Origin of the sequence: Pseudarthrobacter sp. J47 (assembly GCF_049810315.1) — a bacterium.
In the GTDB taxonomy this organism is placed as follows: Bacteria; Actinomycetota; Actinomycetes; order Actinomycetales; family Micrococcaceae; genus Arthrobacter.
In genome coordinates, this window is record NZ_CP187358.1 from 1402860 (window position 1) to 1422049 (window position 19190).

21 protein-coding genes are annotated in these 19190 nt (G+C 64.6%); 17 read left to right on the forward strand and 4 right to left on the reverse strand.

The genetic code is table 11. The features are described from left to right. Positions 1-36: 36 nt before the first annotated feature. Positions 37-1608 (forward strand): GTPase HflX, encoded by a 1572-nt coding sequence (hflX, locus tag ACPJW8_RS06355; protein WP_330186962.1) that lies wholly within the window; start codon positions 37-39, stop codon positions 1606-1608. Continuing rightward, positions 1601-3655, forward strand: a complete 2055-nt coding sequence (locus ACPJW8_RS06360; RefSeq protein ID WP_330186963.1) for an ATP-dependent DNA helicase — start codon at positions 1601-1603, stop codon at positions 3653-3655. The genes hflX and ACPJW8_RS06360 overlap by 8 nt, the downstream gene beginning before the upstream one ends. Before the next feature lie 92 nt (positions 3656-3747). On the opposite strand, the gene lexA is transcribed toward ACPJW8_RS06360, so the two are convergent. After that, complete coding sequence (gene lexA, locus ACPJW8_RS06365; protein ID WP_330186964.1) at positions 3748-4485, reverse strand: transcriptional repressor LexA; 738 nt, start codon at positions 4483-4485, stop codon at positions 3748-3750. Positions 4486-4935: 450 nt separating this feature from the next. On the opposite strand from lexA, the gene ACPJW8_RS06370 reads away from it, so the two are divergent. The 8 genes from ACPJW8_RS06370 to ACPJW8_RS06405 are packed head-to-tail and all read left to right on the forward strand — an operon-like array spanning position 4936 to position 11102. Next, on the forward strand, positions 4936-5247 hold the full coding sequence (locus tag ACPJW8_RS06370) for a LysM peptidoglycan-binding domain-containing protein (protein ID WP_330186965.1): 312 nt from the start codon (positions 4936-4938) through the stop codon (positions 5245-5247). 56 nt (positions 5248-5303) lie between these two features. After that, positions 5304-6422 carry a histidinol-phosphate transaminase gene (locus ACPJW8_RS06375; protein WP_330186966.1) on the forward strand — a complete coding sequence of 373 codons (1119 nt, stop codon included), beginning with the start codon at positions 5304-5306 and terminating at the stop codon, positions 6420-6422. A gap of 53 nt (positions 6423-6475) precedes the next feature. After that, positions 6476-7102, forward strand: a complete 627-nt coding sequence (gene hisB / locus ACPJW8_RS06380) for an imidazoleglycerol-phosphate dehydratase HisB (RefSeq protein WP_330186967.1) — start codon at positions 6476-6478, stop codon at positions 7100-7102. Next, positions 7099-7842, forward strand: a complete 744-nt coding sequence (gene hisH, locus ACPJW8_RS06385) for an imidazole glycerol phosphate synthase subunit HisH (RefSeq protein WP_330186968.1) — start codon at positions 7099-7101, stop codon at positions 7840-7842. Before hisB ends, hisH begins: the two co-directional genes overlap by 4 nt. Continuing rightward, on the forward strand, positions 7843-8001 hold the full coding sequence (locus ACPJW8_RS06390; RefSeq protein WP_330186969.1) for a hypothetical protein: 159 nt from the start codon (positions 7843-7845) through the stop codon (positions 7999-8001). Between the two features lie 58 nt (positions 8002-8059). Next, positions 8060-8806, forward strand: coding sequence for a bifunctional 1-(5-phosphoribosyl)-5-((5-phosphoribosylamino)methylideneamino)imidazole-4-carboxamide isomerase/phosphoribosylanthranilate isomerase PriA (gene priA / locus ACPJW8_RS06395; RefSeq protein ID WP_330186970.1), 747 nt, complete (start codon positions 8060-8062; stop codon positions 8804-8806). 20 nt (positions 8807-8826) lie between these two features. After that, on the forward strand, positions 8827-9714 hold the full coding sequence (locus ACPJW8_RS06400) for an SseB family protein (RefSeq protein WP_330186971.1): 888 nt from the start codon (positions 8827-8829) through the stop codon (positions 9712-9714). 59 nt (positions 9715-9773) lie between these two features. Next, positions 9774-11102: an MFS transporter gene (locus ACPJW8_RS06405; protein WP_330186972.1), complete on the forward strand. Its 1329-nt coding sequence runs from the start codon at positions 9774-9776 to the stop codon at positions 11100-11102. A gap of 88 nt (positions 11103-11190) precedes the next feature. Here ACPJW8_RS06405 and ACPJW8_RS06410 read toward each other — a convergent pair whose 3' ends face one another. Continuing rightward, positions 11191-11580 carry a DUF1844 domain-containing protein gene (locus ACPJW8_RS06410; protein ID WP_330186973.1) on the reverse strand — a complete coding sequence of 130 codons (390 nt, stop codon included), beginning with the start codon at positions 11578-11580 and terminating at the stop codon, positions 11191-11193. 383 nt (positions 11581-11963) lie between these two features. On the opposite strand from ACPJW8_RS06410, the gene infC reads away from it, so the two are divergent. The 4 genes from infC (at position 11964) to ACPJW8_RS06430 (ending at position 14984) form a co-directional block, all read left to right on the forward strand. Beyond that, positions 11964-12986 carry a translation initiation factor IF-3 gene (gene infC / locus ACPJW8_RS06415; RefSeq protein ID WP_425256427.1) on the forward strand — a complete coding sequence of 341 codons (1023 nt, stop codon included), beginning with the start codon at positions 11964-11966 and terminating at the stop codon, positions 12984-12986. A 112-nt stretch (positions 12987-13098) separates the two neighbouring features. Then, on the forward strand, positions 13099-13293 hold the full coding sequence (rpmI, locus tag ACPJW8_RS06420; protein ID WP_003798720.1) for a 50S ribosomal protein L35: 195 nt from the start codon (positions 13099-13101) through the stop codon (positions 13291-13293). A gap of 115 nt (positions 13294-13408) precedes the next feature. Then, positions 13409-14059 carry a 50S ribosomal protein L20 gene (rplT, locus tag ACPJW8_RS06425; protein WP_330186974.1) on the forward strand — a complete coding sequence of 217 codons (651 nt, stop codon included), beginning with the start codon at positions 13409-13411 and terminating at the stop codon, positions 14057-14059. Positions 14060-14084: 25 nt separating this feature from the next. Beyond that, positions 14085-14984: an RNA methyltransferase gene (locus ACPJW8_RS06430; RefSeq protein ID WP_330186975.1), complete on the forward strand. Its 900-nt coding sequence runs from the start codon at positions 14085-14087 to the stop codon at positions 14982-14984. A 122-nt stretch (positions 14985-15106) separates the two neighbouring features. Here ACPJW8_RS06430 and ACPJW8_RS06435 read toward each other — a convergent pair whose 3' ends face one another. Beyond that, on the reverse strand, positions 15107-15376 hold the full coding sequence (locus tag ACPJW8_RS06435) for a GlsB/YeaQ/YmgE family stress response membrane protein (protein WP_330186976.1): 270 nt from the start codon (positions 15374-15376) through the stop codon (positions 15107-15109). Positions 15377-15535: 159 nt separating this feature from the next. Further along, entirely contained in the window at positions 15536-16744 is a 1209-nt protein-coding gene (locus tag ACPJW8_RS06440; RefSeq protein ID WP_330186977.1) for an MFS transporter, read from the reverse strand. 144 nt (positions 16745-16888) lie between these two features. On the opposite strand from ACPJW8_RS06440, the gene ACPJW8_RS06445 reads away from it, so the two are divergent. From ACPJW8_RS06445 to ACPJW8_RS06455, 3 genes are all read left to right on the forward strand, one after another. Beyond that, positions 16889-17341, forward strand: coding sequence for a (deoxy)nucleoside triphosphate pyrophosphohydrolase (locus ACPJW8_RS06445; RefSeq protein ID WP_330186978.1), 453 nt, complete (start codon positions 16889-16891; stop codon positions 17339-17341). Between the two features lie 133 nt (positions 17342-17474). Beyond that, on the forward strand, positions 17475-18455 hold the full coding sequence (locus ACPJW8_RS06450) for a methionine ABC transporter ATP-binding protein (protein WP_330186979.1): 981 nt from the start codon (positions 17475-17477) through the stop codon (positions 18453-18455). Beyond that, positions 18452-19153: a methionine ABC transporter permease gene (locus ACPJW8_RS06455; RefSeq protein WP_330186980.1), complete on the forward strand. Its 702-nt coding sequence runs from the start codon at positions 18452-18454 to the stop codon at positions 19151-19153. Before ACPJW8_RS06450 ends, ACPJW8_RS06455 begins: the two co-directional genes overlap by 4 nt. Positions 19154-19190 lie beyond the last annotated feature (37 nt).

Below are 19190 nucleotides of genomic sequence, written 5' to 3' on the forward strand. Positions count from 1 at the left end.
CACTATTCTGGAAGTGTCACACCCTTTAAGGAGAGCATGAGCACACAGCAGAGCACCGGATCCGATCCGTCAGCCCAGGACCTCAGTCCTGCGGAGATCCAGGCGGTCATCGACCGGATCCTGTCCAAGGATGTTCCGGCCGGCAGCGCAGGCGCCGCAGGTCGTGAATCCGAGGACGGAGTCCTTGGCAAGGCGCAGGCCATTTCACGCCAGGACGAGGAACACAGCGAGTACGACGGCGACCAGCAGGACCTGCAGGACCGCCGCGCACTGCGCCGCACGGCTGGGCTGTCCACCGAGCTCGAGGACGTCACCGAAGTCGAGTACCGGCAGCTGCGCCTGGAACGTGTTGTCCTCGCCGGGCTGTGGAGTGACGGAACACTTGCCGACGCCGAGAACTCGCTGCGCGAGCTCGCTGCCCTTGCCGAAACGGCCGGTTCTGAGGTCCTTGACGGACTGGTCCAGCGGCGCAGTAAGCCGGACCCCGGCACCTTCCTTGGTTCAGGCAAGGCCCAAGAGCTCAAGGACGTTGTGATGGCCACCGGAGCGGACACCGTGGTTGTAGACGCCGAACTCGCGCCGTCACAGCGGCGTGGACTTGAGGACATCGTCAAGGTCAAGGTCATCGACCGGACTGCGCTCATCCTGGATATCTTCGCCCAGCACGCCAAGAGCCGCGAGGGTAAGGCCCAGGTTGAGCTGGCGCAGCTCGAATACCTGCTGCCGCGCCTGCGTGGCTGGGGCGAATCCATGTCCCGCCAGGCCGGTGGCCAGGTGGGCGGCGCGGGCGCCGGCATGGGCTCACGTGGCCCCGGTGAAACGAAGATCGAGCTGGACCGCCGCCGCATCCGTACCCGGATGGCCAAGCTGCGCCGCGAGATCGCCGCGATGAAGCCGGCACGTGAGACCAAGCGGGCCAACCGCCGTCGTAATGCTGTTCCTTCTGTTGCGATTGCCGGGTACACCAACGCAGGCAAGTCTTCGCTGCTCAACCGCCTTACTGACGCGGGCGTCCTGGTGGAGAACGCACTGTTCGCCACCCTGGACCCCACGGTGCGGAAAGCCGAGACTGCGGATGGCATGAACTACACGCTGGCTGACACCGTCGGCTTTGTGCGGTCGCTGCCCACGCAGCTGGTGGAGGCTTTCCGGTCAACGCTGGAGGAAGTGGCCGATTCGGACCTCATCCTGCACGTGGTGGACGTCTCGCATCCGGACCCCGAAGGCCAGATTGCGGCCGTACGGAAGGTCTTCAGCGAGGTGGACGCCCGCAAGGTGCCTGAAATCATCGTGTTGAACAAGGCAGACGCGGCGGATCCCTTCGTCGTGGAGCGGCTCAAGCAGCGCGAACCGCGGCACGTGGTGGTTTCCGCCCGTACCGGGGAGGGCATTCCCGAGCTGCTGCGCGTCATCAGTGAGTCGATCCCGCGGCCCGGTGTCAAGCTTGAACTGCTGATCCCGTACGACCGCGGAGACCTCGTGAGCAAGCTGCACGATTCCGATGTCGAGATCCTCAGCATGGAGCATGAGGAAACCGGCACCCGGGCCGTTGTGAAGGTACGCGAAGGACTCGCCGCGGAGCTGGAACCGTTCGTCAGCAATGACTGAGGTGGCCGCCGGAACAACGCCTCCCACCGCCGTCGAGCAGTTCGTCCTTGAGCTGCTCGACACCGCGGTGGAGGGGATGGGTGGCCAAAGCCGCGAGGGTCAACACCAGATGGCCCGTGAGGTGGCCCGGGCCATTGAAACCGGCGAACACCTGCTGGTCCAGGCCGGTACGGGCACGGGCAAGTCTCTGGCCTATCTCATTCCGCTCATTGCGCATTCCCTGGTGAGCAACAAGCCAACGCTTGTTTCCACGGCCACGCTGGCCCTCCAAACGCAGATCGTGGGCCGGGACCTGCCCAGGCTCCTGAAAACACTCACCCCTGCGCTGGACCGGCCCGTCAAGGTTGCCTTGGTCAAGGGGCGTTCCAACTACGTGTGCCGGCACAAGCTCGAAGGCGGATTCCCCTCGGAGGAGCCATCCGAGGGGCAACTGTTTTCCCTTGGCGAGGACACCAGCGTGCCGCATTTCGCCGCAGCTGCCGGCGGGCCGGCCTCGGCGCTTGGCAAGGAGGTAGTCCGGCTCCGTGAGTGGGCGGAAAAGACAGGCACCGGCGATCGCGACGAATTGCTGCCCGGCGTTACGGACCGAGCCTGGCGGCAGGTTTCCGTGACCTCCATGGAGTGCCTCGGTGCCCAGAAGTGCCCCCTGGCCGAGGAATGCTTCAGCGAACTTGCACGCCAGGACGCCGCCGACGCGGACGTTGTGGTCACCAACCACGCCATGCTGGCCGTCAGCGCCTTCGAAGGGCTGGCAGTGCTGCCGGAATATGACGTTGTGGTGGTGGATGAGGCGCACGAGCTGCAGGACCGTGTGACGGGCGCCGTCTCGGGGCAGCTTTCGGTTGCCATGGTCCACGCTGCTGCGGCCGGTGCCCGGAAACACACAGCCATCACCGTGGACGCGCTCAATGCAGCAGCGGCGAACCTTGAGCTTGCCCTTGCCGGGGTATCCAACGGGTTGCTGCCCAACGGCCTCAACGCGGAGCAGCTGGACTGCGTGGACCAGCTGCGTGAGGCCTGCCGTGCGGCACTTTCCGATTCCAAGGGCGACAGTTCAGGGACTGCCGACGGCGGCCGGCAGCTCGCGCGGTCCCGGCTGATAGTCATCCTGGAGCTTTGTGAACGGCTGCTGCTGGCCCGCGAGAACCGCGAGGTGGTGTGGATTTCCCGTGCCAGTTCCTTCGATCCCCAGCAGGGATACTCCCAGCCGGACGACTCCGCTCCGGCACTGGTCAACATTGCGCCACTCAGCGTCGCCGGAAAGCTGCGCGAGGGCCTTTTTGCCGGTCACACGGTGGTGCTGACTTCCGCGACGCTCGCGATCGGCTCTGCGTTTGAACCGACGGCCGGCGGGCTGGGGCTGGTAGGGGACGGCGCCCCTTCGTGGACCGGCCTTGACGTTGGTTCGCCGTTTGACTACCCGCGGCAGGGCATCCTCTATGTGGCAGGCCACCTGCCAAAGCCCGGCCGCGGAACGTCCCCGGAGGCACTTGATGAGCTTGAAGCGCTGATCAAGGCGTCCGGCGGTGGCGCATTGTGCCTGTTCTCCTCCCGCAGGGCGGCGGAAGAGGCTGCCGAGGCCATGCGGAGCAGGATGGACGTGAAGATCCTGTGCCAGGGCGAGTCAACCATGACGGCCCTGGTCAAGCAGTTCGGGGATGAGCGCGACACCTGCCTCTTCGGCACCATGTCACTGTGGCAGGGCGTCGACGTTCCGGGAGACTCCTGCCGGCTGGTGGTGATCGACCGTATCCCGTTCCCGCGGCCGGATGATCCGCTGATGACGGCACGCTCCCGTTCGGTGGCCCAGGCCGGAGGCAATGGCTTTATGGCGGTGTCAGCCACGCATGCCGCGGTCCGGCTGGCCCAGGGTGCGGGCCGCCTGATCCGCTCCACCCGGGACAGGGGAGTAGTGGCAGTCCTTGATTCGCGGCTCTCCACCGAGCGCTACGGAAACTTCCTGCGCTCCGCGTTGCCGCCGTTCTGGCCCACCCGCGATCCGAAGATCGCCTATTCGGCCCTGGCCAGGCTGGCAGAGACGAAATAGGGGGTTCCCGGCGACGGCCGGGAACCCCCAATTTGTGGTCCTTACAGTGGATGCGGTCCTGCAACGCGTGCAGTCCTAGAGTGAGCGCATTCCTAGAGTGAGCGCAGGACCGAAACCACTTTGCCCATAATGCTGGCGTGATCGCCCAGGATGGGCTCGTACTGCGTGTTCTGCGGCAACAGCCAGGTGTGGCCATCACGCTGCCGAAAGGTCTTGACTGTTGCCTCGTCGTCCAGGAGGGCGGCTACGATGTCACCGTTGACGGCATCGCTCTGGCGCCTCACTACAACCCAGTCGCCGTCGCAAATGGCGGCGTCGATCATGGAGTCGCCGGCGACCTTGAGCATAAAAAGCTCGCCCTGACCCACCAGCTGGCGGGGGAGCGGCATCACGTCCTCCACCGCCTGGTCTGCAAGGATCGGCCCGCCGGCCGCGATACGCCCCACGAGCGGGACCATGGCGGTGTCCACCGCAGTGGGCAGTTGGGTAACAGTGGCAGCAGGCGCTGTGCGGTCCTCGGCCGTGGCTGCCGTGCGCGTCCCGCCGTCGAGGGTCAGCGGCATCAGGACTTCCATGGCGCGGGGCCGTTTGGGATCCCGTCGCAGGTAACCCAGTTTCTCCAGCTGGGAAAGCTGGTGCGTGACGCTGGAGAGGCTGGCGAGCCCAACGGTGTCCCCGATTTCACGCATGGACGGTGGGTAGCCATTGTCATTAACCGAGCGCTGGATGGTTTCCAGGATCTTCTTCTGCCGGGCAGTCAGCCCCTTGGGGGCGCGGGCAGCCGGCAAGCTCCGGGACGTGGACTTGCCTCCCGTGGCCTGTGTTGCCATGTGATACCCGTGCCTTTCGTGCAGTCCTCCGGACGGCGTCCGGCCGGAATGTCAGACCCTGCTGATCAACTGCAGTGGTGGTTGTTCTTGTGATCCAACGTAGGCCAGCCACATGGCTTTTTCAAACATTTGTTCTAGCGAGTCTCGACAATGTTCGTTCATAGATGCTAAAACTGAACAAGCAAACTTCGAATATGTGTTCTAGTGGTTGCGATTGGTTCGGTCATTCGTTCGAATGCCGGCAGCTGCGGAACACGGAAGGTCCCCATCCAGGGCGGCCGGGAACACGTCGGGCAGCATCGCAGGTCCAGGAGGGCTCAGTCCATGTCAGCTGTAACTGTTTTTCAGGGTGTAGGTAACCACTACGGCGCCAAGGCCGCTGGGGGTCGTCACTATGGGCGTTCCATATCAACGGGCCATGCGCGGCAGCTCCCTGCCCCGAATGCTCGGTTGAAGCTCACCCGGCGCGGCCAGTTCGTGCTGATCGGCCTGCCGCTGGTCATGCTCGCCGCACTCCTGCTCTCGGTTGCCGGGTTCCTGCTCGCACCTGCCAAGGCCTCTGACTCCGCACAGGACCTATCAATCACGCCCACAGTGTCCGTGGTTGTCCAGCCGGGTTCCTCGCTGTGGTCCATCGCGGCCACCGTAGCTCCGGACCGGGATCCCCGCGACGTCGTGGCGGAGATCGCCCAGCTGAACAATCTTGCGGATGGCACCGTTGTGGCAGGCCAGCAGTTGTTTGTTCCGGCGGAGCGCAACTGAGCGTTGAACAGCGTCACAGTTTCAAGGGCCGTGCCGCACGGACTTAAGCTTGTTCAGTGACCGAAAAGCTTGAGCGACTGAATCGACTCCCGTTGCGGAGCAACCTCCGGGGACTTTCCCCCTACGGGGCCCCGCAGCTTGATGTCCCCATCCTGTTGAACGTCAACGAAAACACCCATGGCGTGCCGGCGGATGTGCAGGCTGCCATCGCGGAAGCTGTCACGGCAGCGGCCTCCGGCCTCAACAGGTATCCGGACCGCGAGTTCACGGAACTTCGGACCGAGCTGGCCGCGTATCTCGGCCACGGCCTGACCCCGGACCACATCTGGGCCGCCAACGGCTCCAACGAGGTCCTCCAGCAGATTTTGCAGGCCTTCGGCGGCCCGGGCCGCTCCGCGCTGGGTTTCCCGCCCACGTATTCCATGTACCCCCTGCTCGCCAGCGGCACGGACACCGCCTACCTGAAGGGCCAGCGGACTGACGACTACGGACTGAGTGCCCGGTCTGCCGCCCGCCAGGTCCGTGAGTTGAAGCCCAATATCGTCTTCCTGTGCTCGCCCAACAACCCCACGGGCACCGGCCTTGGGCTTGATGTAGTGGAAGCCGTGTATGAGGCCGGCGAAGACAACCAGGCCATCGTGATTGTTGACGAGGCCTACCACGAGTTCGCGCACGACGGCACACCCAGCGCGCTGACGCTGCTGCCGGGCCGGGAACGCCTGATCGTCTCGCGCACCATGAGCAAGGCCTTTGCCCTGGCCGGCGCGCGGCTTGGCTACATGGCGGCCGCCCCGGAAGTTACCGATGCACTCCGGCTGGTCAGGCTCCCGTACCACCTCTCCGCCGTCACGCAGGCTACGGCGCTGGCTGCCCTGGCGCACCGCGAAGCCCTGATGGCTGATGTTGAGGACATCAAGCGCCAGCGCGACCGGATCGTCGAGGGGCTGCTGAAGCTGGGCTTGAAGCCGGCAGCGTCAGATTCCAACTACGTGTTCTTCGGCGGCCTGGACAATCCCCACGAGGTCTGGCAAGGCCTCCTGGACGCCGGAGTGCTGATCCGCGACGTCGGTATTCCCGGGCACCTGCGCGTTACCGCGGGGACTGAGAGCGAAACCACAGCCTTCCTGGCCTCCCTGGAAAGCATCCTGGCCGGGGCAGCCCGGCTCCCGGCATAAACTGGAATAAGCCAGTCAACGCCTGAAACTCCATTCCCAAAGGACACCCCACCATGAGCAATGCCGGTTCCAATGCCCTCCAGGCCCGGACTGCCCGCCTCGAGCGGACCACCAGCGAATCCTCTGTGCTGGTGGAGATCAACCTGGATGGCACCGGTGTTTCGGACATCAGCACCTCGGTACCGTTCTATGACCACATGCTGACTGCGCTGTCCAAGCATTCACTGATTGACATGACCGTCAAGGCCACGGGCGACACCCACATTGACGTCCACCACACGGTCGAGGACGTGGCCATCACGTTCGGCGAAGTCCTGCGTGAAGCGCTGGGAACCAAGGCCGGCATCCGCCGTTTCGGCGAAGCAACGGTGCCTCTGGACGAGGCCCTGGCCCATGCAGTGGTTGACGTGTCCGGGCGGCCCTACCTGGTGCACGGCGGGGAGCCTGCAGGCCAGGAGTACCACCTGATCGGCGGACACTTCACCGGCTCGCTGACCCGCCACGTGTTTGAGGCCATGACACTGCACGCCGGCATTTGCCTGCACATGAATGTGCTGGCGGGCCGGGATCCGCACCACATTGTGGAGGCCCAGTTCAAGGCCTTCGCACGCGCACTCCGGTCCGCTGTGGAGTCCGATCCCCGCGTTGACGGCATTCCTTCCACCAAGGGGGCCCTGTGAGCGGCCAGATTCTGCGCGATGGCGCCGTGATTGATCCGGCGGCCTTCCGCAAGCCGGAGAGCCCGGAGGGAAAGCTCACCGTTACGGTGCTGGACTACGGCTCCGGCAACGTCCGCTCGGCAGTCCGTGCACTGGAACGTGCAGGGGCCCAGGTGCTGCTCAGCTCCAAGCCTGAGGACGTCCTGAACGCCGATGGCCTGGTGGTACCGGGTGTTGGCGCCTTCGAGACCGTGATGAACGAACTCAAGGCAGTGGACGCGGTGCGGCTGATCGGCAGGCGGGTGGCCGGTGGCCGTCCCGTGCTCGCCATTTGTGTTGGCCTGCAGGTCCTCTTCGAGGCCGGTGTGGAACACGGCACCGAAGCAGAGGGCATCGGTGAATGGCCGGGCAAGGTTGAAGCCCTGCGCGCCGAAGTCGTGCCGCACATGGGGTGGAACACCGTCAAGGTGCCCGAAGGCTCCCGCCTGTTTGCCGGCGTCGAGGATGAGCGCTTCTACTTCGTGCACTCCTACGGCGTTCAGGAGTGGAACTTTGAGGCCGCGGCACCGCGGATCGCGGCTCCACTGGTGACCTGGTCCGAGCACGGCGGCCCGTTTATTGCCGCCGTTGAGAACGGCCCGCTTTGCGCCACCCAGTTCCACCCCGAAAAGTCCGGGGATGCCGGTGCCCGCCTGCTGCGCAACTGGGTGGAAAGCCTGCGCCGCCCGGCTCCGGCACAGCCTGGAACCGGTGCAGCCTGAATGTGGTCGATCGTCTTGATGGGGCTCGGCGGCCTGCTGGTTGGCGGAGCGCTGTCTTTCCGGCAGCAGGGCAGGCCACTGTGGACCCAGGTTTCGTTTTACGTCCTGGCGGTCATGGCTTTGCTGGCCGCCTACCTGCTGACGCTGCCCGGCGCCTGAGCCGGACCATTTGAACGGGGCGGCCCAGCATGCCCCGCCAACCTACCTGAGGACTGAGATGACCACTGCAACAGATCTGCCCGTGCTGGAACTGCTTCCCGCCGTCGACGTCGTCAACGGCCAGGCAGTCCGCCTGGTCCAGGGCGAGGCCGGCAGCGAAACCAGCTACGGGACGCCCCTTGAGGCCGCGTTGAACTGGCAGGAGCAGGGCGCTGAGTGGGTGCACCTGGTGGACCTTGACGCAGCCTTCGGCCGCGGTTCCAACTCAGAGCTCCTGCGCGAGGTTGTGGGGCGCCTGGACATCAAGGTGGAGCTTTCCGGAGGCCTGCGTGACGATTCCTCCCTGGAAGCAGCCCTGGACCTCGGCGTGGCCCGCGTGAACCTCGGCACGGCCGCCCTGGAAAACCCGGAATGGACCCGTCGCGTCATTGACCGCTTCGGTGACAGGATCGCCGTCGGCCTCGACGTCCGCGGCACCACCCTGGCCGGCCGGGGCTGGACCAAGGAGGGCGGGGATCTTTGGGAGGTGCTGGCCCGCCTCGAAGACGCAGGATGCGCACGCTACGTCGTCACCGACGTCACCAAGGACGGCACCCTCCAGGGGCCCAATGTTGAGCTGCTGCGCCAGATGGTGGCGAAGACCAACAAGCCGGTGGTGGCATCTGGTGGTATTTCCAGCCTGGATGACCTCGCGGCCCTTCGTGCGCTGGTTCCGTTGGGCGTGGAAGGCGCAATTGTTGGCAAGGCTCTTTATGCTCCGGCATTTACGCTCCCCGAAGCGCTGGATGTTGCAGGACGTCGCTGAGCCACGTTCCGGAGAACAGCATGAGCAACAAACCTGATCCTGCGGGCGGCGCCCCGGCACGGCATCTTCCCGGCCACATCGCCGCGGCACTTGCCGGCGCCGGCGGCACTGCGGATTCCGCTGGACAGCCGTGGGCGGGGCGCAGCCTCGCAGGTGATGATGCCGTCATTCACAACTTTGACGACGACGACGGCACCGCGCACCCTGCGTACCTGGCCGCACTGGCTGCCGTCCACGCCGGAACGGCCGGTGAAGAAGGCGTAATTGCGTCGCTTGCGTCCGCCCGGGTTTTTGTCCCCATCGTGGCCTCCGTGGCGGAAGAAGCGGCCGGAGCGCATGGTGTGGTTGGGGACAAACAGGCGGACATGGCCCTGGTGACGTTGCAGGCTGCGGACGGCCGCAAGGTCCTCCCGGTTTTCAGCAGCACCCAGGCGCTGGCCGACTGGCATCCGCAGGCCCGGCCCGTTGCTGTGTACGCAGCCCGGGCCGCGCTGTCCGCAGTTGCCGAAGGTGCCGAACTGATGGTCCTGGACCCGGGAAGCCCGGCTCCGTTTGTAGTGCGGCGGCCGGCTCTCTGGTCACTTGCGCAGCAGAGGCCCTGGCATCCTTCGTACGCGGATCCTGAGGTGGCCGAAGCCATGGCGGAAGGGCTCCACCATCACCACGCCGTCCGCCGGCTGGAGATTCAGCCCGGCAGCGGTGTCGCGGCCCTTGCTGCCGACGGTCGCGCAATCAGCGGGGGCGGCGCAGGACCTGAACTCCAGGCCGTCCTGTACCTCGAAGACGGCCTGGACGCAGCTGCTGTGCAGGCACTGGTCGGGGACCTCCACGCGGCATGGGCGCGGAATGTATTGTTTTCAGAGCGCGTCGATTCAATCGAAATCAAGATCAGGCGCGCCTCGCAATAGCTTTCGGTCAGTGGGGGTGATCCTCGCGCTGCCCGGCAGCGGATCAAAAGGACGCCCTCGTGAACTTCGCCCTCTACCGGGAACTGCTGGCCATCAAAGCCATCAGGCGGCTGCTGCTGGTAGGCATGATTGCCCGCATACCGCACTCTGCCGCCGGTGTACTGCTTACCCTGCACATCGTCCTGTCCCTCGGGGAAGGCTACGCGGCGGCCGGAGCCGCAGCTGCGGTGATGACCATTGGCATCGCCGTCGGCGCTCCCTGGCGCGGCCGGCGCGTGGATACCGTGGGCCTGCGCAAGGCGCTGATTCCGTCAGTGGTCTCCGAAACCGTCATCTGGTCCATCGTTCCCCATGTGAGCTACCAGTGGCTGCTGCCCCTGGTGTTCATCGGGGGCCTGCTGACGCTGCCGATCTTCAGCGTCCTGCGCCAGTCCCTGGGCGTCCTGGCCGACGGAGAGCAGCGGCGCACCGCGTTTGCGCTGGATTCGATCACCACCGAAGTTGTCTTTATGATCGGTCCGGCACTTGGCGCCATCGTCGCCACCACCGGCAACAGCGTGATCGGGCTGACCATCGTGGGTGTTTCCACGTCCCTGGCCGGCCTTTTCCTGATGTGGTTCAACCCGCCTACACGCAGCGTCACCTCGAACCTGGCTCCAGCGGAGGAACAGCTCCACGCTGCGGAAGCTGCAGTGGTTTGCGCGGCCCCGGCCCATCTTCCGGAAGCCGCAGCGGAGATCGCCCCGGCTGCGAAACGTACCGTTGAAGGCCGGACTACGGCCCTCAAGTCCAAGGTGGTGCGGAACTTCACCTGGTTCACAGCCAGCGTTGCGGCCGTGTTCGCCGTGGCGGCCGGTTCCGGAATGGTCCTCAGCGGCACTGACGTGGGCATCGTTGCCGCGCTGGAACTTACCGGGCGGCAAGGCGAGATCGGCATCGTCTTTTTGTTCTGGTGCGCGGCATCGGTTGTTGGCGGGCTGATTTACGGTGCCATGCACCGGCCCGTTTCGCCCATCCTGCTCCTGCTGGGCATGGCCGCCCTGACCCTTCCCATGGGCTTCGCGCACAACACCTGGGACCTGGCGCTGCTGTCGATTCTCCCCGGCCTGCTGTGCGCACCGGTCTTGTCTGCCGCGTCGGAGAAGGTGGCGGACCTCGTTGACGAACACCGCAGGGGAGAGGCCATGGGCTGGTATGGTTCCGCGCTGACCTCGGGCGTGGCCCTGGGCTCGCCGCTGGCTGGCGTGTTCATTGACTCAATGGGCCCGTCCGGCGGCTTCCTGTCAGTAGGAATTGCCGGTGTCCTGGTCTGCCTGGTGGGCCTGCTGCTGCAGGCGCTGCGGCGCCGCCGGTTGGCCGCCGCAGCATTGCCCCAAAGCCAGGAATAGACGACGGCGGCATGTCCCGGTCAATGGGACATGCCGCCGTCGATACTGCTTCAGTTTTAGTACACGCTTTAGCGCAGGCGTGCGGGTTTCAGTTGACCGGACCGGTGAATTTCTCTCCCGGGCCCTTGCCTGGTGCGTCCGGGATGATGGATTCTTCGCGGAAGGCAAGCTGCAGTGAGCGGAGGCCATCGCGCAACGGTCCGGCGTGCTGTGAGCCGATCTCCGGAGCAGCTGCGGTGACCAGGCCTGCCAGTGCGGTGATCAGCTTGCGGGCCTCGTCCAGGTCCTTGAGTTCGGCTGCGTTGGCTTCCTCAGCGAGTCCGAGCTTCACTGCTGACGCGCTCATGAGGTGGACGGCCGCCGTCGTAATAACCTCGATTGCCGGGACTTCGGCGATATCCCGGATCTGCTGGGCGACGCCGGCAGCTGCCTCTTCCGGTGCCTGGTAAACGTGTGAATTGCTGTCTGGGGTGCTCATACTGGTAAGCTTGTCACAGACCGACTGAATGTCGTTATTTTGTGATGAACGGAACCCGGACGCCTCGCGCACCGGGATCCATCATTTGTGAGTAGCCTTCAGTTTGCAAGCGGAGTTCTCTCCCACCCGCGTCAGCCGTTGTTCCAGGATTCATTCCAGGGACGCAAGGTTGCCGGGTACAGGTCGGCGTCTGTTGGTATAACCGGCAGAATGGCAGGTGCTGTGGACGTGTTCCGCAGTGCAGGCAGTATCCGATCTTCGAGGCCTTCGATTGCTCCGGCAATTGGAGGCCTTCTCTGTTTGCCGGTGGAATACCCAACAACAGACACAGGAGCTTTAACATTAGCGAGCCAAGAATCAATGAGCGTATCCGCGTCCCCGAGGTGCGGCTGGTCGGCCCTGCAGGTGAACAGGTAGGAATCGTCCGTATTGAGGATGCCCTGCGTTTGGCTGCCGAGTCCGACCTTGATCTCGTTGAAGTTGCACCTCAGGCGAAGCCTCCGGTGTGCAAGCTGATGGACTTCGGCAAGTACAAGTACGAGGCCGCAGTCAAGGCACGTGAAGCGCGGAAGAACCAGACCAACACGGTCCTGAAGGAAATCCGCTTCCGCCTGAAGATCGACACCCACGACTACGAGACCAAGCGCGGCCATGCCCTCCGCTTCCTCGGCGCCGGGGACAAGGTCAAGGCCATGATCCAGTTCCGTGGCCGCGAGCAGCAGCGACCGGAAATGGGCATTCGCCTTCTCCAGCGTTTCGCTGAAGATGTAGCCGAGGTGGGCGTGGTGGAATCCAGCCCCCGCATTGACGGCCGCAACATGGTCATGGTCGTGGGCCCGCTGAAGAACAAGGCAGAAGCCAAGGCCGAAGCCCGTCGCGCCACCCAGCGCGCCGAGGCCAAGGCGCAGAACGAAGCGAAGGCCGCCGGCCGCGTGGACGTCTCCGGTGACGACAGCGCTCCGCTGACGCAGTCGCTGGCGGATCTGCTGCCCGAGGGCTTCACCGTCAATTCCGAGCCGGAAGCTGCCGTAGAGGAATCTGCGCAGCCTGCCGCCACTGAAGCCGTAGAGGCTGCCGACGAAGCACCGAAGGCTGAAGCTCCGAAGGCTGAGGCCCCCAAGGTTGAAGCTCCGAAGGCTGAGGCCCCGAAGGCCCCGGCCGCCAAGGCCGCTCCGAAGGCTGAAGCACCCAAGGCCGCTCCCAAGGCTGCGCCTAAGGCCGAGGCTCCTAAGGCGCCGGCCCCCAAGACCGCTCCGAAGGCTGAAGCTCCCAAGGCTGAGGCTCCCAAGCCGGCGGTTCCGGCGGCAGCGCCCAAGCCTGTTGCCAGGCCCGCAGCGCCCAAGCCTGCGGCACGGCCTGCAGCGCCCAAACCGGCTCCCAAGCCGGCTGGCAAGAAGACCAACTAGTCAAGCTGCCGGGTTCCGCCCGGTCAGTCAGCAACCAGCATGCCGCCCCCAGGGGAGGCTGCGCGATTGAACTGCAGGCCCCGCCTGCAGACACGTAAGGAGATCGGTTCCCATGCCGAAGATGAAGACCCACAGCGGCGCCAAGAAGCGCTTCAAGCTGACCGGTACCGGCAAGCTGCGCCGCCAGCAGGCCAACCGCCGTCACTACCTCGAGCACAAGTCCAGCCGGCTGACCCGCCGCCTGGCCGGTGACAAGATCGTCTTCAAGGGCGACGCCAAGGTCATCCGGAAGATGCTCGGCATCTAAGTTCCAAGTTCCTGGCTCTGCCGCCTGGCAGCAGTCAACTACCAAACAGCCTTCTCAGGCCGCCGGGAGACCGGCAGTAGATGCTTGGGATATGAATTTTTGAAGGAGTACGCACGTGGCACGTGTGAAGCGGGCGGTAAACGCCCACAAGAAGCGCCGGGTTGTCCTTGAACGGGCCAAAGGTTACCGCGGTCAGCGTTCGCGCCTGTACCGTAAGGCAAAAGAGCAGCTGCTGCACTCGTTTGTGTACAGCTACGGCGACCGCAAGAAGAAGAAGGGCGACTTCCGCCGCCTTTGGATCCAGCGCATCAACGCTGCATCCCGCGCCAACGGCCTGACCTACAACCGCCTGATCCAGGGCCTGAAGGCCGCTGAGGTCGAGGTTGACCGCCGCATGCTCGCAGAGCTGGCCGTTTCTGACGCCAACGCTTTCGCTGCACTGGTCAAGGTTGCCAAGGACTCGCTGCCCGCGGACACTTCCGCTCCGGCCGCCAAGGTTGAGGCTGCTCCGGCCGCTAAGGCTGCCCCGGCTGCCAAGGCTGCTGCCAAGCCGGCACTCGAAGGTGCCGTCACGGCTGTTGAAGGTGAAGGCGCTCCCGAGGGCTACACCATCAAGGGCAACGCCGAGTCCAACAAGTACCACGTCCCGGGTTCCACCTGGTACGACGTCACTGCTGCTGAGTACTGGTTCTCCAGCGTTGAGGCCGCCAAGGCTGCAGGCTTCGAGCCCGCAGGTGGCGAAGCACGCCAGCAGATCAAGAACTAGTCGCAACAGCCACTAAAGTTCTTATATGAACGAAACCGGGCGCCCGCAAGTCTTTCCACTCTCCAATCCCCGAGCCGATCGGGTAAGGGAAGTGGCAAAGCTTGCAGGGCGCCCGGCCCGTTTAAGGCAGGGCCGCTTTATTGCCGAGGGTCCCCAGGCCGTCCGGGAGGCACTCCGGCTCCATCAGTCCAGGCTGGCGGCCGGGGGAGAAGGCGTGGTCCTCGAGGTTTATGCCAGCGAGGCTTGCCTGGACAAGTTCCCCGAGTTCGAAGAACTTGCGGAGGGAACGGACGCCCGGATTGCCACGGACGAGGTCCTGGCCGCCATGGCGGACACCGTCAACCCGCAGGGAATCGTTGCAGTGTGCCGTTTTGTGGATGTCACCCTGGAATCAGTGCTCGACGCCGGCCCGCGGCTGATTGCCGTGCTGTGCCAGGTGCGGGATCCCGGGAACGCCGGAACAGTCCTGCGGGCGGCGGATGCTGCCGGTGCTGATGCTGTGGTGCTGACCGGCTCCAGCGTTGATATCTACAATCCCAAAGCAGTCCGTTCCACCGCCGGCTCGTTGTTCCACCTCCCGGTTGTGCTGGGCGCGGACATCGCCTCGCTGGCCACCGAATTGCGTGGGCGTGGCATAGGGATCCTTGCCGCCGATGGCTACGGCACGCTCAACCTGGACCAGTTGCAGGACGAGAACGCCGCACGGCGGCTCGGCAATGAAAGCAAGTTCTCAGACTATGCCCTGGAAGAGCCCACCGCCTGGCTTTTTGGGAACGAAGCGCAGGGCCTTTCCGCCGACGAGCTTTCCCTGGCGGACCACCGCGTGGCCGTTCCTGTCTATGGGGCCGCGGAAAGCCTCAACCTCGGTACAGCCGCCACCGTTTGCCTGTACGCCAGCGCACGGTCGCAGCAGCCGGTGGGCTGATCGCCCCTCTGGCTGTGGAACGATGATGGCTGTTAAACGCTGATGGCCGTTAAACGTTGAAGGCTCCGTCCCTTGGGACGGAGCCTTCAGCTATAGATTGTCTGGTTTCGCAGCTCTGGAGGCTACGTTGTGGTCTTGTTCCGGCCCGTAATGGCGCCGTAGATGCCGGCTACAACCAAGCCGCCGACGATAGCGAGAAGCCAGGAACCGATGTTCCAGAATTCCATCCGGCCTCCGCCGAACAGAAGGTCGCCGATCCAGCCGCCGACGATGGCGCCGACGACACCCAGCACGAGGCTGGTGACCCAGCCGCCGCCTACCCTGCCGGGCATAACGGCCTTGACGATGGCTCCAACAATGAGTCCGAGAATGATCCAGCCTAGAAAGCCCATATCTCCTCCTACATATTCGTCGGGACGGAATCTTCCCGATAATGCTTCAAGCTAACACACAGCACCCTTATTGTCAGTACGCTTAGGGCATGTTTGGGCGGCGTGTCGCCACCGTGTGCCGGCCACGTTTCCCCTGTATGCGGGCTGTCCGCGCAGGCGTCAGGACACCAGTGGCTTCCGGCGTTCGAGGTATCCGCTGTACAGGGCAACGCCCAGGCCAAGGACAGCCAGGACTGCCCCCACCAGGGCGGGTGCCACATAGCCCCAGCCCCACGCGATCACGAGGCCGCCGAGGAAAGCACCCAGTGCGTTGGCGACGTTAAGGGCCGCGTGGTTCAGGGACGATGCCAGCGAAGGGGCATCGGGAGAGGCATCCAGGAGCCGGGTCTGGAGTGCAGGAACCAGCATGGATCCCGCGGCTCCCACCACAAAGACCATCAGGAAGGCGCTCCACGGCCAGTGCACGGCGACCGCGTAGACCACCAGGGCAACAGCGATGCCCGGCAGGACGCGGTAGATGGTGCCCATCACGGACTTATCCGCCAGCCGGCCGCCCACGACGTTTCCGGCCACCATACCCAGTCCGTACAGGGCCACCACAATCGGGATCCAGCTCGAAGGCATTCCTGCAACGAGGGTCATGGTGTGCGCAATGTAGGTATAGGTGGCGAAGAATCCGCCAAACCCGACGACGCCGATGAGGATCGCCAGCCACACCTGGACGCGCCGCAGGGCGCCCAGCTCACGCCGGATGCTCGCGTCCGGATGGGCGGCCTGGTAGGGCACGGACCGCCAGATCATGGCCAGCGTGATGAGGCCAAGGACGGCCACCATCACAAAGAGGAACCGCCAACCGAAAGTCTGGCCAACCCAGGTGGCGAGGGGAACTCCCACGACGTTGGACACGGACAAGCCGGCCATCACCATGGAGATGGCCCAGCCGCGGCGGCTCGGTGCCACCAGCGAGGCGGCGATGACGGCGGCGACACCAAAGAATGCGCCGTGGGGGAGCCCTGAGGCAAACCGTGAGACGAGCATGGTGGCGTAGTCGGGAGCAATGAAGGAAGACAGGTTGGCAATGGTGAAGGCCGCCATCAGGCCCAGGGCAAGGTGTTTCCTCGGCAGCTTGGCACCGACGGCGGCCAGCAGCGGAGCGCCCACCACTACTCCCAGTGCGTAGGCGGAGATCAGGTGGCCCGCCTCAGGGGTGCTGATCTGCAGGCCTTTCTCCACTTCAGTGAGCAGCCCCATCATGGTGAACTCTGTAACGCCGATGCCGACGCCACCCATGGCGAGGGCCAGGATTGCCCAGGCGAGGTTGAAGGGCTGTGCCTTACGAAGCGTGGGGGACTGTAATGACTGCGTCATGAACCTGCATTTCGGAGTGTTGAATGGAGCGGCGGTGCGCACGGGAGCGGGCCGGCAGGCACCCTTCGATCCTAGGGCAGCACCTCAGTGTGCAACCTTCGAAGGGCGGGATTCCTTCCCGCAACTGCCACGTAAACTGGCCCAGTGACTGAACTCATACACGTGGTGGGCGGCGCCGTCCTGGATTCGTTGCAGGACCCGCAGCGGCTGTTGGTGGCCCGCCGGACGGCGCCCGAACGCTTTGCCGGCATGTGGGAATTCCCCGGCGGCAAGGTGGAACGGGGCGAGGAGCCCACGCAGGCGCTGCATCGGGAACTCAAGGAAGAACTGGGCATCGACGTCAGGCTCGGACCAGAGTTAACCGCCGCTGACCCGGCAGGCTGGCCACTGAACGAGAAGGCTGTGATGCGTGTCTGGTTCGCCGAGATCATTGACGGGGTCCCGGAGCCGCTCGAGGATCACGACCAGTTGCTGTGGGTCAATATTGACGCAGGTGACGAAGCTCTCAGTCTTCCGTGGATCCCTGCCGACCTCCCGATTGTCCGGGCCCTGCAGCAATACCTGGACTCCGCCAGGCCCCTGCGGACCCTCCGCTGAATTTTAGCGCGATCAGGGGCTGATCAAGAGGGCAAAAATTCGGATTTTGGGCTCAGGGGGCCGCTTGGAAGAATCCTAGCTTGGATGCCGTGTGCCGTGAGGCCGGCCCAGCCCCCATTCCTGAAGGAGCGCCATGATTTCCGTAGACCGGGTCACGAAGAGCTACGGCTCCGGTACCGCCCGGGTGGAGGCCCTCGCCGACGTGTCACTGACGGTGCGCAGTGGTGAGATCTTCGGCGTCGTTGGCCAAAGTGGTGCCGGCAAAAGCACGCTGATCCGGACCATCAACTCCCTGGAGCGCCCTGATTCCGGTACCGTCACCGTGGACGGACGGAATATGAGCACGCTGGCCGGTGCTGAGTTGCGCGCAGCCCGGCACAACATCGGCATGATTTTCCAGCACTTCAATCTCCTGAGCAGCCGTACTGTGCAGGCGAATGTCGAACTGTCGCTGGAGATTACCGGTGTGGCCCGGTCTGCGCGGCGCGCCCGTGCCCTGGAGATCCTGGAACTCGTGGGACTGCACGGAAAAGCCGACGCCTATCCGGCCCAGCTCTCCGGTGGCCAGAAACAGCGTGTCGGAATTGCCCGGGCCCTGGCGTCAAGCCCCTCTGTCCTGCTGAGCGACGAGGCCACCTCCGCCCTTGATCCCGAAACCACCCGGCAGATCCTGGACCTTATCCGGCAGCTGAGCAGGGACCTCGGGCTCACGGTGCTGCTGATTACCCATGAAATGGACGTGGTGAAGCGCATCTGCGATTCGGCAGCTGTGATGAGCCAGGGCCGGATCCTTGAGCAGGGTCCAGTGGAGCAACTCCTGACCACCGAAAAGTCGTTGTTGGGCCACGCGCTGTTTCCCCTCGGCGAGGTCCCGGACACCGCCAACAGGGTGGTCGAAATAACCTTCACCGGCGTAACGTCCGACAAACCCGTCATCGCACGGCTGGCCCGGGAGCACGGCATCGACGTGGGGATCCTGGGCGCTGCCCTGGAGACAATCCACGGCCACCAGACGGGCAGGACCCGGCTGGAACTTCCGGGAGAGGAACAAACTGTGGCGGCTGCCATCGCAGACCTGCGCGCGCAGGGACTTTTTGTGGAGGTCATCAAGTGATCGACCGCGATGATCCGTATTTCTGGCAGGACCTGCTGGACACCATCCTCAAAGGCACGGGGGAGACGTTCTACACAGTGGGTGTCAGCCTTTTGTTCACGGTGCTCTTCGGCCTGGCCGCAGGAGTTCTCCTGGTCACCACCGAAGCCAACGGCCTGCTGGCGAGGCCTTTCGGGAGCCGCGCCTTCGGTGCCGTCCTGAACCGGCTGCTGGACTTCCTGGTCAACGTGGGCCGGTCCATTCCGTTCATCATCCTGATGATCCTGCTTATTCCGTTCACCAGGTTGATTGCGGGCTCGTTCATCGGACCTACGGCAGCCATTGTGCCGTTGACGATCGCCGGGATCCCGTTCTTTGCCCGGCTGGTTGAAATCGGCATCCGTGAGGTTCCCGTGGGGCTGGTCGAAGCGGCGCAGTCCCTCGGGGCGACGCGCTGGACCATCCTGACGAAGGTGATGATCGCCGAAGCCGTGCCCGCACTCGCCCTGGGGCTTTCCACTACCGTGGTGGGACTTATTGGCTATTCGGCCATGGTGGGCGCCGTGGGTGGCGGCGGCCTGGGGGACGTGGCGTTCCGCTACGGATACCAGCGCTACAGCCCCGAGTACATGTTCGCCGTCGTCATCCTGCTGATCCTCATTGTCCAGATTTTCCAGTCGCTGGGAAGCTTGGCAGCCCGCCGGCTGTCCCACCGCTGACTTCACCCCGCTGCAACTCCGAACACTCCAGTTCCAT

Coding starts and splice junctions, on each gene's coding strand:
- hflX (WP_330186962.1), top strand. CDS start 37: ATGAGCACACAGCAGAGCACCGGATCCGATCCGTCAGCCCAGGACCTC.
- ACPJW8_RS06360 (WP_330186963.1), top strand. CDS start 1,601: ATGACTGAGGTGGCCGCCGGAACAACGCCTCCCACCGCCGTCGAGCAG.
- lexA (WP_330186964.1), bottom strand. CDS start 4,485: ATGGCAACACAGGCCACGGGAGGCAAGTCCACGTCCCGGAGCTTGCCG.
- hisB (WP_330186967.1), top strand. CDS start 6,476: ATGAGCAATGCCGGTTCCAATGCCCTCCAGGCCCGGACTGCCCGCCTC.
- ACPJW8_RS06390 (WP_330186969.1), top strand. CDS start 7,843: ATGTGGTCGATCGTCTTGATGGGGCTCGGCGGCCTGCTGGTTGGCGGA.
- priA (WP_330186970.1), top strand. CDS start 8,060: ATGACCACTGCAACAGATCTGCCCGTGCTGGAACTGCTTCCCGCCGTC.
- ACPJW8_RS06400 (WP_330186971.1), top strand. CDS start 8,827: ATGAGCAACAAACCTGATCCTGCGGGCGGCGCCCCGGCACGGCATCTT.
- ACPJW8_RS06410 (WP_330186973.1), bottom strand. CDS start 11,580: ATGAGCACCCCAGACAGCAATTCACACGTTTACCAGGCACCGGAAGAG.
- rpmI (WP_003798720.1), top strand. CDS start 13,099: ATGCCGAAGATGAAGACCCACAGCGGCGCCAAGAAGCGCTTCAAGCTG.
- ACPJW8_RS06430 (WP_330186975.1), top strand. CDS start 14,085: ATGAACGAAACCGGGCGCCCGCAAGTCTTTCCACTCTCCAATCCCCGA.
- ACPJW8_RS06435 (WP_330186976.1), bottom strand. CDS start 15,376: ATGGGCTTTCTAGGCTGGATCATTCTCGGACTCATTGTTGGAGCCATC.
- ACPJW8_RS06440 (WP_330186977.1), bottom strand. CDS start 16,744: ATGACGCAGTCATTACAGTCCCCCACGCTTCGTAAGGCACAGCCCTTC.
- ACPJW8_RS06450 (WP_330186979.1), top strand. CDS start 17,475: ATGATTTCCGTAGACCGGGTCACGAAGAGCTACGGCTCCGGTACCGCC.